The following is a 14,576-nucleotide window of genomic DNA, read 5'->3' on the forward strand; positions in this document are numbered from 1 at the left end:
GTTACGCTGCGGCACACGCACTGCGCTACCCGCAGCCGGAAGAGGAACCAGGGCGACGCAACACATGCGCGCCTGCATCTATGCTGCCGATTCATCTGCTTTCCACCGGCAAGGCGCTGCCGGAGCAACGGGTCACGTCCGCAGAGCTGGATACGCGCCTGGGCCATTCGGCCGGCTACGTACGCAAGAAGTCCGGCATTGACGTGCGCCACCACGCCACACTTGCCGAGCACCAGTCAGAACTTGCCGGCGCCGCCGTACGCGATGCACTGCGCCGCGCGAATGTGCCTGCTGCCTCCATCGACCTGCTGATCTCCGCCTCGGGCGTGCAGGAGCAGGCGCTGCCCAACACGGCCACGCGCATCCTGGAGCCCGCTGGGCTACCTGCCGGCACGCCTGCGTTTGACGTCAACGCCAGCTGTCTGAGCTTCATCACCGCATTACACGTGGCGGCCAATCTGCTGACGACGGGCGCGTACCGGCGCATTGCCGTGGTGGCTTCAGACCTTGCCTCGCGCGGCATCAACTGGAGCGATGCGGAAACCGCACTCATCTTTGGCGATGGCGCGGCCGCCGTGATTGTGGAAGCGGCACCTGCGGCGTCCGGCGCCGGCATCCATGCCTATCGCATGGAGACCTACCCCGCCGGCAAGACCTTCTGCGAGATCCCAGCCGGTGGCACCCGCCGTAACCCGCGCACGGGCGCGCAGGCGTCTGACTACCTGTTCCACATGGATGGCAAGCGCGTGTTCAAGCTGGCCTCGCAGTTGATGGATGGTTTTCTCGATCGCCTGTTCGCCGGCAGCCGCTACACGCTGCGCGACATGCACGTGGTCGTGCCGCACCAGGCCAGTCACCTTGGCATGCAGCACCTGCGCAAACGATTGGGCGTGCCTGAGGCCAGCGTCGTCGACATCTATGCGCAGCACGGCAACCAGGTGGCCGCATCGATTCCCACTGCGCTGCATGAAGCCATCACAAGTGGACGTATTGCGCCGGGCCGCCCAGTGCTGCTGGTGGGCACCGCAGCGGGGCTGACGCTTGGCGGCATGGTACTGACGACATGACGGCACTGGTGACCGGCGCCACGGGTGGGCTGGGCCGCAACGCTGTCGATGCGTTGCTGGCACAGGGTGCGCGCGTGCGTACCACCGGGCGCGATGCCGCGCAGCGTGACGCCTTTCTTGCACGTGGTGCCGACTATGTGCCAGCCGATCTCGCACGCCTCACGCCGGCCACGCTGGATGCGCTTTTCGAGGGTGTCGATACGGTCTGGCATTGCGCGGCGCTGTCGTCGCCGTGGGGTGCCTATGACGACTTCTACGCGGCCAACGTGCGTGCAACGACAGCTCTGGCCGACGGCGCGGTCAAACGCGGCGTCCGGCGCTTTGTGCAGATCTCCACGCCGTCGATCTACTTCGACTACCAGCACCACGCGAACCTGCCCGAGACCTATCGCCCCGCCCGCTTCGCCAATCATTACGCGGCAACCAAGATGCAGGCGGAAGACGCGATTCAGCAGCAGGCAGCCACACAAGACACCACGCGCTTCGTCATCCTGCGCCCGCGCGGGCTGTTTGGCCCGCACGACCGCGTGGTGCTACCGCGCATCCTGCATCTGCTGAAGCTGCGCGGCGGCACGCTGCCCCTGCCGCGTGGCGGCGCCGCGCGCATGGACCTGACCTATCTGGAGAACGTGGTGCACGCCATGCAGTGCGCCACCACGGCCGACGTGCCCAGCGGCGCCGCGTACAACATCACCAACCACGCACCCGCCACGCTGCGCGATCTGCTGGACCAGTTGCTGGGGCAGCAGCTTGGCTTGCGCTACCGCATTCGCGCTGTGCCGTATCCAGCCATGGCGCTGGCCGCACGCCTGATGGAATCGGCCAGCCACATCACGCGCCGCGAGCCGCTGCTCACGCGCTACAGCGCCGCGGCCCTGCACTACGACATGACGCTCGCCAACGACCGTGCGCGCGCCGAACTCGGCTACGTGCCGCCCATCGACATGGCAGAAGGCATCCGCCGCACAGCCCACTGGTTACGTGAACATGGCAATGGAATATGGCAACGCTAACGGTCTTTGAAGCCGGCTACTGCACGCACACCGCCTGCGTGGCGCTGCGCGGCGCGGGCCTGCGCACCTGTGCGTTTCCGGCGCGTGCCTGGCTGATCGAAACGGCCGGCCGCCGCTGGCTGTGGGACACGGGCTATGCGTCGCATTTTCACGACCACACGCGCAGCGGCCTGTTTGCGATCTACCGCAAGGTCACGCCGGTGTACTTCGATACGTCCGAATCGACGGCGGCGCAGCTTGCGCAGCAGGGGCTGCGGCCGGCCGATCTGGACGGGCTGATCGTTTCGCACTTCCACGGCGACCACGTGGCCGGCTTGCGCGACTTTCCCGGGGTGCCCGTCATCTGCTCGGGCGAGGGCTGGATGCACTTGCGCGCGCTGCGTGGTGTCTCCGCATTGCGGCGTGCCTTTGTGCCGGGGCTGATTCCCGAAGATTTCGAAACGCGCACGCGCTTTGTCGAACAGTTCGAGCACGTTGCGCTGCCGCCTGAGCTGGCGCCGTTCACGTCTGCGTGGGCCTTGCCCGACAGCAACGGCGACGTATTGCTCGTACCGCTGCCCGGCCACGCAGCTGGGCACATCGGCGCCTTCGTCCGCACGCACGAGGGCTGGGTGCTGCTGGCGGCGGATGCGGCGTGGTCTCCGCTGAGTTATCGCGAACTGCGCGGGCCGTCAGTGCTGGCCTATTCGATCATGGAAGACCGCCGCGCCTACTTCGACACGCTGCGCAAACTGCACGCGCTGGACGCAGGCGGCCACGTGCGCATTCTGCTCACGCACGAGGGTGCGCTGTGACGGCATTCCATCGCCTGCTGTGGTCGTACTGGCAGACGCGCCGGTTGCAGCCAGCCAACCGTGCCGCGCTGGAGGCGCATCAGCAGCGCCAGATTGCGCGCTTCACGCAGCGTGTGCTCACGCGCAGCCCGTACTTCCGCGCCTTCGCATCGAAGCCGATGCGCGAATGGCCGCTGATGGACAAGGCCACGATGATGGCCAACTTCGACACCATGAACACCGCCGGCCTACGCCTGGACGACGTGTTGGCCTGCGCCCGCCAGGCTGAACAATCGCGCGACTTCCGGCCGATGGTCGGGCCGTATTCGGTGGGCCTATCTTCCGGCACGTCGGGCGGGCGCGGCGTGTTTGTCGTCAGCCCTGCGGAGCGCGCCCAGTGGGCGGGCATCCTGCTGGCCAAGCTGCTGCCGCGCGGGCTGCTGCACGGTGAACGTGTCGCCCTGTTCCTGCGCGCCAACAACAACCTGTACACGGCGGTGCGCAACCCGTGGCTGACGTTCGCGTTCTTCGATCTGTTCGCGCCATTCGAATCACACCGTGCGCCGCTGGAAGCATTGCGGCCCACCATTGTCGTGGGGCCGGCGCAAGTGCTGCGCGCGCTGGCGCTGGAGAAGCTCGCAGGCCGGCTCGACATCGCACCGGTGCAAGTGTTGTCTGGCGCCGAGGTGCTGGAACCGATGGACCGCGCACTGCTGGCGCAGGCCTTCGGCAACGTCGGCGAGGTCTACCAGGCCACCGAGGGCTTCCTGGGCGCCACCTGCTCGCACGGCACGCTGCACCTGAACGAGGCGCACGTGCACATCGAGCCGCAGTGGCTGGACGACCGTCGTTTCGCACCCATCGTCACCGATTTCACGCGCAGCACGCAGCCCATCGTGCGCTACCGGCTGGATGACATCCTCATCCGCCGTGACCCTGCACTGCCGCCCTGCCCGTGTGGCAACCCAGCGATGGCCATCGAGCGCATCGAAGGCCGCTGCGACGACACGCTCGTCCTACCCGCACACGGCGGCGGCACCGTCACGCTGTTTGCCGATGTGTGCTCGCGCGCCCTGGCACAAGCGCTGCCGCTGCGGGCCGACTACCGCCTGGTGCAGACCGATACGCACACGCTGGCGCTCTCCATCCACCCCGCCGATGCCGACATCGCCCGCGCATGCCAAGCGCATCTGGCGGACGTCTTTGCCTGCCAGGGTATCGACATGACACGCGTGACATGGCACCCAGCACCACAAGACATTGCGACCGACTTCACCACCAAGCGGCGTCGCATCGTCCGGCTTGCAGCATCAGGAGTCGCGCAATGAGCCCGCTCGCCACACGCTTGCGTCATATGGCGTTGGGCTGGTGTTCCGTCGGCCTCGTCTACGGCACCTGCGGCGTGCTGCAAGGCGCAGGCACCGTGGTGCCCGAGACGGCGCTGGACCGCGCCATCCCGTTCAGCACGTCGGGCATCTGGCTGTACCTGTCGTTCTTTGCGCTGATTCCGCTGGCGTATCTGCTGGCCGACATGCATCGTCTGCGTTGGCTGGAACGTGCCATGCAGATGAGTGCGCTGGTGAGCGGCGCAGTCTTCCTGCTCTGGCCGACCACGCTGCACTACCCGCCGCTGGCGGACGGGCCTCTGCCGGCCAGCGTGCAACGCATGCTGATGGCCATGGACTCAAGCCAGAACTGCCTGCCATCCCTGCACGGCGCACTCACGGTGCTCGCTGTCTGGGCGCTGGCCGATGCGCGCAAGCCGGTTCGCACCGTGCTGGCGGCGGCGTGGGGGCTTGGCGTGCTGTACGCAACCATCCAGACGCGCCGGCACGTTGCACTCGATCTGTCCGCTGGCGTGGCGGTCGGCCTGCTGTCCGGCGTAGCTGTACGCCAATGGCTCAGGCGGCGCGCTCCCACCCTCTCGATTGAAACCGTATCGACATGAATGCATTTGCCTTGCCGCTGGCCCTGATGCTCGGGTGCGTGCTGCTGGAACTGGCTGCGCTCAAGTGGTGGCGCGGCCAGCCGCTGCCGTGGCGCGACGTCATCCTCAACCTGAACTCCGGTCACGTGCTGATGTGGTTATGCCGCGGCCTGGAGGTGGCCGGCTTCACGTGGCTGTATGCCAATGCCAGCCTGCACTGGGTGGATGGCTGGCACCCGGTCATCGGCTGGGCCTTCGCCTTCGTGGCGTGGGACCTGGGCTTCTACTGGCTGCACCGCATGCACCATCGGTTCGGTTTTCTGTGGGCCATCCACGCGGTGCATCACGAAGGCGAGCACTTCAACCTGTCACTGGGGGTGCGCAATGCGTGGCTGTCGTCGCTGACCTCGCTGCCGTTCTTCGTGCCGCTGGCGCTGCTGGGCGTCACGCCGGAGATGTTTGTGGCAGTGTCGGGCATCCACTATTCGGTGCAGTTCTACAACCACTGCGGGCTGGTGGGTAGCTCGGGTGTGCTCGACAAGTTCATGGTCACGCCGGCCAACCACCGCGTGCACCACGGCTGCAACCCGGAATACATCGACCGCAACTTCGGCGGCACGCTGCTGCTGTGGGACAAGGTGTTCGGCACCTACCAGCGCGCCCTGCCCGGCGTGCCGATCCGCTATGGCGTGCACAAGCCCACGCACAGCGACAACCCGTTCTGGGCCAACATCGTGCCGGCACTGCACTGGCTCGGCCTGCGTGCGCCGCATCTGCAGCGCGACACGCGTGTGACACCGGCCGGCTGGATCGCCACCGGCGGTGTGCAGCTCTTTGGCGTGGTGATCGACTACGTGCGCACCGACGGCTTCTGGCCAGCGCACTGGCAGGCCGCGTGGTTCGCGTTCATCCTGCTGCTGACGGTTGCGCTGGGCGGCCTGTCTGACGGACGCACGTGGGGCCGCTGGCTGTGGTCGTTGCTGGCGCTCGCGCTGCCTGCGCTGATGATCGGCGTCTGCGGTACCGGCGATACGCTCTCCAATGGCCTTGCCGTTGCGCTGGGTGTGCATGGCCTCGCCTGTGGCCTGTGGCATGCGCTGCGTACGGGCACACCGTTGCAACCTTCACCTCATGCCGAATCTCAGTAAGCTCCGCTACGCCTCGCCGCGTTCATCCACGCTGGCCGACGACCTGCGCCGCGCCGCACATGGTTACCTGCAGGAAAACGGCGACCACCGCTTTGCCGATTCCGGCCTGATCGCCAAAGGCCTGTTCCTCGCGACCTGCGCGGCGCTGCTCTATGTGGCCATGGCCACGGCTACAAGCCCGGTCGTCTTCGTGCTGGCGTATCTCGCGTTTCCGTTCTTCGCGATGCTCCTGGCCATGAACGTGCTGCACGATGGCGCACACCGAGCGCTGTCGCCGTGGGCGTGGTTGGACGGCGCGATGATCCGGCTCACCGCCATCCCGCTAGGCATCGAGCCCGCGTACTGGACGGTGCGCCACGTGCACTACCACCACGCGCACGCCAACATCGAGCACTACGACCTCGACACTGCCGCCAACCGCTTCCTGCGACAGACGCCGTTTCAGCCGTGGTACCCGCAGTTTCAGTACCAGCATCGCTACTGGCCGCTGATCGCTGCGCTATCACTGCCGTACATCAACTGGATTTACGACTGGTCAGACCGACTCGGGCTCACCGCACTCAAAGCAGACCGCGTGCTGCCCGGCCTGCGTGGATGGGCAACCTTTCTGTGTGCAAAGGCGCTGCATCTGCTGATGGCCGTGGCCGCGCCGGCCTGGGTGGCGCATCAGCTTGGCCTCGGCTGCGGCTGGGTGGCGTTCGGCTACTTTGTCGGACAGATGCTGGCGTCGTGCGTGCTGGTGGCGCTGATCCTGGGCACGCACTGGGCCGACGTGACGTTCTATCTGCCGCCCGAATCCGGCCAGTTGCCGCACACGTGGCATGAGCACGCCTTCCACACTGCATGTGATTGGAAGCCGCAACCGACGTGGATCGGCTACTGGCTGGGCGGCCTGAACTGGCACCTCACGCATCATCTGTTTCCGACCTACAGCCACCGCCACTATCCGGCGCTGGCCGCGCGCGTGGCGGAGGTTGCACGCGCGCATGCGCTCGACTACCGCACGCTCACCTATCCAGAACTCCTGGCTGCACAGCAGACCTTTCTGCGTGCGATGGGTGAGCGGCCAAGCTGACGCTCTGTCCGTCACCGCTTCCTACCACACGCGCACCACACGCGCCCCTCAGTTACGCACCTCGACCGCTTGCACGGCATCGAGGATGACCTTCGCCACCGCCTGCGGCCGCGACTGCTGCGGCACATGGCTGGTCGGCAGGCTCGTCACCTTGGCGCCGATCTTCCTGGCCATGGCGCGCTCCAGGTCCGGCTGGATCATCCGGTCGTGCTCGCTGACGATGAACCATGACGGCTTGCTCTGCCATGCAGCCACCGTGGTCCGCTCACCAAATGCCGTTGCCTTGATGGGCCCTTGCGAGGCCGCCATCACGCGGGCCTGCGCGGCCGGCACATCCTGCGCAAAGTCGCTCGCCAGTGCCGTAGCGGGTAGCGAGAGATAGCCATTGGCATCCGCCACCAGCTTGCCGATACCGGGCGCCGGTGCGTAGTCCTTGCCGACCTCTTCCGTCGACTGGCCGGCATCCGGCGCAAAGGCTGCCACATAGACCAACCCGGCCACCTTGCTGTCCGCGCCGGCCTCGGTGATGACCGTGCCACCCCACGAATGCCCCACCAGCACGACCTTGCCGGCCTGGTTGCCGATGGCGCGGCGTGTGGCCGCCACGTCGTCGGCCAGCGAGTTCAGCCCGTTCTGCACGGCCTGCACCTTCACGCCCTTGGCCTGCAGCAGCGGAATGACCTTGGACCAATCCGAGCCATCGGCAAAGGCGCCATGCACGATCACCACAGAAGGCTGGTCGGCGTCTGCCGCCAGGAGCGGTGCGCTGGTGGCCGTGCCCAGTGCAAGCAATGCGAAGGAGACAGCGTTGCGTTTCAACATGTCGATTCCTGAGTCGTTGAGCGAGCGTGTGGTGGGTGGGGCCTTCAGGCGTGGGCACCGTCGTAGTACGGGTCAGCGTTACGCGCACCGTCGGTATAGACATCAGCCGTGCGGGCACCGTCGGTATAGATGTCGGTCGAGCGAGCGCCCTTGGTGTACACGTCGCGCGCCTCTTGAACGGAACGTGCACCTTCGGTGTACGGCTCGCGTGCACCGCCAAACGCAGTGGCGGCGTGTGCACCAGCAGCAGCAACGGCGAGTGCAACAACAGCAAAAGACTTGGCGAGATTGCGGGTCATGATCGTTTTCCTCAGAAGGATGAGTTAGGGGTTGCGCAGCCCGGCGTTGCTTCGTATCGGTTCAGCGTCGGGCCACGGAATGCATTGAAGCGGGCGGACGTATCCCGTACGTAGCAGCAGGCGGCCCGTTTTGTCTGGCCGTGTACCGCCGTCATGGCTGGATACATGCGCATACAAAACCCCAGTCATCGAAGCCCGTTGGTACACAGCGATACAAATCGGCAGAACCGTGAAACATGCGGGATACACCGCAGTTGCCTAATGCAGGGAACGAGGCCGGCCGGACCACTCCTGGACCCTCCCTCGTCATCCATCCTTGATTTCAGGAGCTCCCATGCAACCGATTCGAATCGCCGCCGCCCTGCTCGTGCTCAGCGGCGCCGTGGCTTCCCACAGCGCGTTGGCCCACTCAGGCGGCGTACAACGCACCGACCTCGTTCACCAAGACCTGAGTGCGAATGGCTACGAAACCCTGCAGGTACGGGTGGATTTTGATGAGAAGGCGTTCGCCCCCAACCACGCGCATCCAGGCGAAGAGATCGCCCACGTGTTGAACGGGTCGCTTGAGTACCGGCTGGACGGCAAGCCTCCCGTAACGCTGCAAGCCGGTGAGTCGCTGTTCATTCCGGCCGGTGTCGCGCATTCGGCAAGAAACGTCGGCAGCGGCAAGGCATCGGAGCTGGCGACTTACGTGGTCAGGAAAGGCGAGCCGCTCGTCCAACCCGTCCGGTAAGCACATTCACCCAACCGACCAAACACCTGAGGGGAGCCCCCCCATGTCGAACGCCGTCAACCTCCGTCGCCGCCGTCTTCTTGGCACCACCATCGCCAGCATTGGCGTGCTCGATCTCGGGCTGGCCGAGCTTGTGCATGCGCAGCCCGCACCATCCACGTCGAACACATCGAATGCGCTGTCCGGCGGTCAAACCAATCCGTTTGGCACGCTGCATCAGATTGATGCGGGCGTACTCAACATCGGCTATGCAGACCTAGGGCCGAAGAACGGCCCCGCCGTGATCCTGCTGCATGGCTGGCCGTATGACATCTATAGCTATGCGGAGGTGGCGCCGGCACTTGCGGCTGCCGGCTATCGCGTGCTCGTGCCGTACCTGCGCGGCTATGGCACGACGCGCATCCGCTCGGCAGACACGCCGCGCAACGGGCAGCAGGCGGCGCTGGCGGTCGACATCATCGCGTTCATGGACGCGCTCAAGATAGAGCAAGCCCACTTTGGCGGCTATGACTGGGGGGCACGCACGGCAGACATCATCGCGGCGCTGTGGCCGGAACGTTGCAAGACGCTGGTTTCAGTGAGCGGCTACCTGATCGGCAGCCAGGAGGCCAACCGCAAGCCGTTGCCGCCGGCCGCGGAGTTTGCGTGGTGGTATCAGTTCTACTTCACCACGGAGCGCGGCGCGCAGGGCTATGCCGCCAACTGCAAAGACTTCAACCGCCTGATCTGGAAGCTCGCCTCGCCCACGTGGAAGTTTGACGACGCCACCTACGACCGCAGCGCCGCGGCGTTCGACAACCCGGACCACGTAGCCGTCGTCATCCACAACTACCGCTGGCGCCTGGGGCTGGCCCAGGGTGAATCGCAGTTCGATGCACTAGAGAAGCGCCTGGCCGCCGCGCCAGCCATTACGGTGCCCACTATCACCATGGAGGGCGACGCCAACGGCGCACCGCATCCAGAGCCATCGGCCTATGCGAAGAAGTTCACGGGCAAGTACCAGCACCGGAATATCGGCGGTGGCATCGGGCACAACCTGCCGCAAGAAGCACCGAAGGCATTTGTGCAGGCGATGCTGGATGTGGTGCGGTTTTGAAGATGGCAGCAATCCGGTGATGCACGAGAAGCCGATCACCGGGTTGCGTGTTCACAAGGCGGAAATCAACCCCTGCGGCAACCCGCGCGTCACTACCAGCAGTGTCATTACCGCCGGCATGGCGGCCGCAGCCAGCACGGTTTGCGCCGCGGTAATGCCCGCCATGAGCGGCGCATCGCCGCCGAGCTGGCGCGCCATGATGTAAGACGACGATGCCGTCGGCAGTGCCTGGAACAGCAGCGCGACCATCAGCGCCACATCGGTCAACCCGATGGCATGGCCCACCAACAGTGTCAGCACCGGCATGGCCAGAAACTTGGCGAGCGACGACACAGCCACCGGCTGCACCCACGCGCGCACGCCGCTGAAGTTCAGCGCCGCGCCCACACACAGCAGGCCGAGCGGCATCGACGCCACGCCGAGCGAACGCACCGCCGGCTCGATCAACGTGGGGACCTGCACGCCGGCGATCTGCATGGCGATGCCCAACACGCACGCCACCACCAGCGGGTTCGTCACGATCTGGCGCGCAAGCGCCTTGCCGCTCAGGCGCACCGACCCAAAGCGCGCAAACACCAGCACGCACAGCAGATTGACGGTCGGCACGATGGCCGCGTTGCACACGGCAGCCAACGCAATGCCCTTCGCGCCAAAGAGCCCTGCTGCAAGCGACACGCCCACGTAGTTGTTGAAGCGCACGCCACCTTGAAACACCGACGTGAACGCCGCGCCGTCCACACGCATCCACGGCCGGGTCAGCACCAGGGCCACCGCCACCACCACCGTTGCCACGATCAGCGTGCCGGCCAGCGGCAGCACCGGCAAGGCTTGCAGGTGTGCGCTGGCCAGCCCGTGCGTGAACAGCGCTGGCAGCAGGGCGTAGTAGCAGAGCCGCTCTGCCTGCGGCCAGAACGCATCTGCAATGAAACCGGTGTGCTTGAGCCCGTAGCCGAGCGCTACCAGCAGGGCGACCGGCGCCAGCGCCAGCAGGATTGCGGCGGTCATCGCGGTACTCCTGCTAGGCAATGTGCGCGTAGCGTGGAAGAGATCAGGGAGAGGATGCGGAACAACATGGCGATGCTCGATCAGAACAGGAACACCGCCAAGCTATCACGCGGTAACAGCAGCAATCATTGTGATTGATCGTGCAATCAACGAGAAATACTCATGGCAGATTCGACCACCGCGTCGGCCAATGCCTGTGTGAAGCGCTCTGCCGGACGCGATTGATGTTCAAGCAGAACGACGGCCCGGCGCGTCTGCGGCTGGCCGAACGGCAGGCGTGTGATGGGCGGCAGCTGCGTCAGCACGGCATCGGACAGCGCCACCACGGCAGCGCCCAGGCCGCTCGCCACCATCTGCACGATGGTGTCCTTGTTGTCGAGCACCATCTCTTCACGCACCCGCACGCCCAGGCGACGCAGCTCTGAGGCGATCATGCGACCGGCCCACGCCTGCGCGTCAAACCGGATGAATGGCAGTTCGGTCAGCAGCGCACGGGCGTCGTACTTTGCATACTGCGGTGGGGCCAACAACCAGAAGCGGTCTTCATAGAGCGTTGACCACACCAGCTCTGCCGGATGCGGCCGTACGGGCTGCGAGGTGATGGCCGCATCCAGCTCACCATCGGCCACGCGCTGTGCGAGCTCCGCCGACATGCCGGCCGCCACATGCACGCGCAGGCCTGGATGATCGCGCCGCAAGGTCAGCAGCGCATTGGGCAGCGGGCCCGACAACGCGGTCTGGATGGCGCCGATACGCAACCGGCCGACCAGCGATTTTTCATCGCTCAGTGCATCAGGAATGCGGTCGTACAGGGCCAGGATCTGCTCGGCCTGCGCGAGCACAATGCGCCCCGCCTCTGTAAGCGAAGGCTCGCGGCGCGAGCGGTCGAACAGGCGGACGTTGAACTCCTCCTCCAAGGATTTGACCTGCAGGCTGACGGCCGATTGCGTCAGTCCGATGGCTTCACCCGCGCGGGCAAACGTGCGGTGGCGGGCAATGGCAACGAGCGTTCTCAGTGCGCGTAAAGACATGGTCAGGAGCGAGATTCGATCGGACGAGGATAGCGCATCGCACGCACGCGCAAACGCTATCGGCGCAGCTTGATGGCCTGCGCTTGCCGCCACAATGCGGCAGCCGCAGGCGACAGCCTGCGCTGGTTCAGGCAGGCCAGCCCCACGCGGCGCGACGTGCGCGGTGTGATCTTGCGCACCACCACGCCCTCATGCCGCTCGGGCAGCGCTAAAGACGCCAAGATCGACACGCCCTGGCCGCGCGCCACAAACTCCAGGATCGACAGCAACTGCGACAGTTCGTGCGTGACTTTCGGCTGCACGTTGGCCCGCGCAAACATGCGCGCCACCAAATCTTGCGAGCCGGCATGGGTGAGGATCAGCGGATGCCGCGCCAGCGCGCGCAAGTCGACGGAATCGGCCTGCGCCAGCGGGTGCCGCGCCGGCACGACCGCCACGAGTTCATCCACGGCCAGCGGCAGTGTGTCGAACTGCGGCTTGGGCAAGGTGACCACGGCAAGCTCGATGCGGCGCTCAACCAGCGCCTGCTCGATTTCCGCATCGGGCTTTTCCGTGACATACACCTCAATGCCCGGATGACGATCCTGAAAGCGCTCCAGCAACGGCGGCAGCAGCCGCAGCGATGAACTGGCACCAAACGAGCCGATCCGCAGCACACCGCTCTGCAAACCCGTACTGGCACTGGCCGTGGCCTGAATCAGGTTCAGCGCTGCAAAGAGATCCCGCACATGCGGCAGGATCTGCTGCCCCGCATGCGTCAGCTCAACCGCCTGCGCATTGCGATCCACCAGCGCCGTGCCCAGCGCCGTTTCCAATGCGCGCAACGCATGGCTTGTTGCCGACGGCGTCATGCCGATCCTGGCGCCGGCATTGGCGATACCGTCGGCACCGGCCAGTGACAGCAACAGCTCCAACTGGCGAAGCGTCGGGGGGTGCGGCGCAAGGGCATTTTTCATGTTGAAGCAAAACTCAATTGAGATTGAACAACATGAATTCTAGATTACGAGCATTCCCACGCACCATGCTCGTCGAAAGGCCACCCGAATGTTTTCCAAGACCGTCGCCACCCTTCGCCCTTCCCCCATCCAGGTCATGGCGGAACGTACGCGTCAGGCACAGCAAGCCGGCCACAGCGTCGTCGACATGACACTGGGCGAACCCGACTTTCCCACGCCCGAGCACATCGGCGAGGCTGCCATGCGCGCGATTGCCGAGGGGCAGACCCGCTACACCGCCATCAACGGCACGGTGCAACTGCGTGAGGCCATCGTGCGCAAACTGCTGCGTGAGAACGGCCTGATCTATACGCCGGCTGACATCAGCGTGGGCTGTGGCGGCAAGCAGGTGATCTATCAAGCGTTCCTGGCTACGTTGAACCCCGGGGATGAGGTTCTGATTCCGGCGCCGTATTGGGCCTCTTACGCAGACATCGTGTCCATGAACGGTGGCACGCTACGGCCGCTGCTCACATCGCCCGAGACCGGCTACGCGCTCCAGCCCGAAACCCTGGAAGCCGCGATCACGCTACGCACCAAATGGCTGGTGCTGAACTCGCCCAGCAACCCGAGCGGCACGGCGTACACGGCCGACCAGTTGCTGCGCTTTGCGGAGGTTCTGCGCAAGAGCGCCAACCAGCGGTTCTTCATCCTCGTGGATGACATCTACGAGCATATCCTGTACGACGGGCGCAAGCCGGCCACGCTGGCAGCAATTGCTCCGGATCTGGCGCCGCGCATCCTGACGGTCAACGGGGTGTCTAAGGCGTACTCCATGACCGGCTGGCGCGTGGGGTATGCGTGCGGGCCGCGCACGCTGATCGAAGCGATGACCAAAATTCAGATGCAGATCAACTCGCATACGTCATCCGTGTCGCAAGCAGCGGCGGTGGCGGCGCTGGATGGTCCGCAGGATGAGGTTGCGCGTCGATGCGGCATCTTCCAGGCGCGGCGGGATTTCCTCCTGCAGCAGTTCGCCACCATCGATGGGCTGCGTACACCCACGCCGGAAGGTGCCTTCTACCTGTTTCCGGATGTGCGCGCCTTCATCGGCCGCACAACACCGAACGGCAGCAAGGTTGACGACGATGTCGCGCTGGCGGCCTATCTGCTGGAACAGGGCGTGGCCGTGGTGCCGGGGTCGGGATTTGGCATGCCGGGCTTCTTGCGGCTGTCGTATGCGACGTCGGATGCGCAGCTTGTGCTGGCGGCGGATCGGATGGCGGCGGCACTGACAGCGCTGCAGTGATAAGCGTTCAGGTACTGAGCACGCGTGCCACGACGATCGAGAACGGTGCGCGCTTCGCCATCGAGGTGGCCACTGCCATTGCCGAGGAGATCGGCACCGATGTCGCATCCGGCCTGGTCGACGTGGAAGCGTACGGCCAGATGGTGCAAACCAACCCGGACTTCGTGCCCCGCCTGCAAGCCGACGCCCCGATGAACGAAGCGAACCACAACGACCTCTTTGGCGACACGGCGCAGGGCGACACAAACTACCCAACGCTGCGTGAAGCGCAGAGCGCATGAAGCACCACGGGCTCTTCAATGCAGCCCACCAAAACGCGGCCCCAGCGCGAGCCACAAGTCAT

At 65.5% G+C, this 14,576-nt stretch carries 16 protein-coding genes; 11 read left to right on the plus strand and 5 right to left on the minus strand.

Going from position 1 to position 14,576, the window contains the following annotated elements; all coding sequences use genetic code 11:
• Positions 1–80 precede the first annotated feature (80 nt).
• The 7 genes from C404_RS32535 to C404_RS32565 are packed head-to-tail and all read left to right on the plus strand — an operon-like array spanning position 81 to position 7,003.
• Complete coding sequence (locus tag C404_RS32535; RefSeq protein WP_021192868.1) at positions 81–1,067, plus strand: 3-oxoacyl-ACP synthase; 987 nt, start codon at positions 81–83, stop codon at positions 1,065–1,067.
• Positions 1,064–2,080 (plus strand): NAD-dependent epimerase/dehydratase family protein, encoded by a 1,017-nt coding sequence (locus C404_RS32540; RefSeq protein ID WP_021192869.1) that lies wholly within the window; start codon positions 1,064–1,066, stop codon positions 2,078–2,080. The genes C404_RS32535 and C404_RS32540 overlap by 4 nt, the downstream gene beginning before the upstream one ends.
• Entirely contained in the window at positions 2,068–2,874 is an 807-nt protein-coding gene (locus tag C404_RS32545) for an MBL fold metallo-hydrolase (protein WP_021192870.1), read from the plus strand. Before C404_RS32540 ends, C404_RS32545 begins: the two co-directional genes overlap by 13 nt.
• Positions 2,871–4,181 carry a F390 synthetase-related protein gene (locus C404_RS32550; RefSeq protein ID WP_021192871.1) on the plus strand — a complete coding sequence of 437 codons (1,311 nt, stop codon included), beginning with the start codon at positions 2,871–2,873 and terminating at the stop codon, positions 4,179–4,181. Before C404_RS32545 ends, C404_RS32550 begins: the two co-directional genes overlap by 4 nt.
• Positions 4,178–4,801, plus strand: coding sequence for a phosphatase PAP2 family protein (locus C404_RS32555; protein ID WP_021192872.1), 624 nt, complete (start codon positions 4,178–4,180; stop codon positions 4,799–4,801). The genes C404_RS32550 and C404_RS32555 overlap by 4 nt, the downstream gene beginning before the upstream one ends.
• On the plus strand, positions 4,798–5,928 hold the full coding sequence (locus C404_RS32560) for a sterol desaturase family protein (RefSeq protein ID WP_021192873.1): 1,131 nt from the start codon (positions 4,798–4,800) through the stop codon (positions 5,926–5,928). Before C404_RS32555 ends, C404_RS32560 begins: the two co-directional genes overlap by 4 nt.
• The gene (locus C404_RS32565; RefSeq protein WP_021192874.1) at positions 5,912–7,003 is read left to right on the plus strand and encodes an acyl-CoA desaturase; all 1,092 of its coding nucleotides are present in this window, start codon (positions 5,912–5,914) and stop codon (positions 7,001–7,003) included. Before C404_RS32560 ends, C404_RS32565 begins: the two co-directional genes overlap by 17 nt.
• Before the next feature lie 48 nt (positions 7,004–7,051).
• Here the strand turns inward: C404_RS32565 and C404_RS32570 are convergent, their stop codons facing one another.
• Both C404_RS32570 and C404_RS32575 read right to left on the minus strand, forming a co-directional pair.
• Positions 7,052–7,822, minus strand: a complete 771-nt coding sequence (locus C404_RS32570) for an alpha/beta fold hydrolase (protein WP_037010891.1) — start codon at positions 7,820–7,822, stop codon at positions 7,052–7,054.
• A gap of 47 nt (positions 7,823–7,869) precedes the next feature.
• The gene (locus C404_RS32575) at positions 7,870–8,124 is read right to left on the minus strand and encodes a hypothetical protein (protein WP_021192876.1); all 255 of its coding nucleotides are present in this window, start codon (positions 8,122–8,124) and stop codon (positions 7,870–7,872) included.
• 334 nt (positions 8,125–8,458) lie between these two features.
• Between C404_RS32575 and C404_RS32580 the strand changes: the two genes are divergently transcribed.
• Complete coding sequence (locus C404_RS32580; protein WP_021192877.1) at positions 8,459–8,857, plus strand: cupin domain-containing protein; 399 nt, start codon at positions 8,459–8,461, stop codon at positions 8,855–8,857.
• Between the two features lie 43 nt (positions 8,858–8,900).
• Positions 8,901–9,953, plus strand: coding sequence for an alpha/beta fold hydrolase (locus C404_RS32585; RefSeq protein ID WP_021192878.1), 1,053 nt, complete (start codon positions 8,901–8,903; stop codon positions 9,951–9,953).
• Between the two features lie 51 nt (positions 9,954–10,004).
• Here C404_RS32585 and C404_RS32590 read toward each other — a convergent pair whose 3' ends face one another.
• From C404_RS32590 to C404_RS32600, 3 genes are all read right to left on the minus strand, one after another.
• Positions 10,005–10,958 (minus strand): AEC family transporter, encoded by a 954-nt coding sequence (locus C404_RS32590; RefSeq protein WP_021192879.1) that lies wholly within the window; start codon positions 10,956–10,958, stop codon positions 10,005–10,007.
• Between the two features lie 146 nt (positions 10,959–11,104).
• Positions 11,105–11,989, minus strand: a complete 885-nt coding sequence (locus tag C404_RS32595; RefSeq protein ID WP_021192880.1) for a LysR family transcriptional regulator — start codon at positions 11,987–11,989, stop codon at positions 11,105–11,107.
• Between the two features lie 56 nt (positions 11,990–12,045).
• Positions 12,046–12,945: a LysR family transcriptional regulator gene (locus C404_RS32600; RefSeq protein ID WP_021192881.1), complete on the minus strand. Its 900-nt coding sequence runs from the start codon at positions 12,943–12,945 to the stop codon at positions 12,046–12,048.
• 88 nt (positions 12,946–13,033) lie between these two features.
• On the opposite strand from C404_RS32600, the gene C404_RS32605 reads away from it, so the two are divergent.
• On the plus strand, positions 13,034–14,233 hold the full coding sequence (locus C404_RS32605; protein WP_021192882.1) for a pyridoxal phosphate-dependent aminotransferase: 1,200 nt from the start codon (positions 13,034–13,036) through the stop codon (positions 14,231–14,233).
• Entirely contained in the window at positions 14,230–14,514 is a 285-nt protein-coding gene (locus C404_RS60550; RefSeq protein ID WP_021192883.1) for a hypothetical protein, read from the plus strand. Before C404_RS32605 ends, C404_RS60550 begins: the two co-directional genes overlap by 4 nt.
• Positions 14,515–14,576: the final 62 nt, after the last annotated feature.

Source organism: Ralstonia sp. AU12-08 (assembly GCF_000442475.1).
Taxonomy (GTDB): domain Bacteria; phylum Pseudomonadota; class Gammaproteobacteria; order Burkholderiales; family Burkholderiaceae; genus Ralstonia; species Ralstonia insidiosa.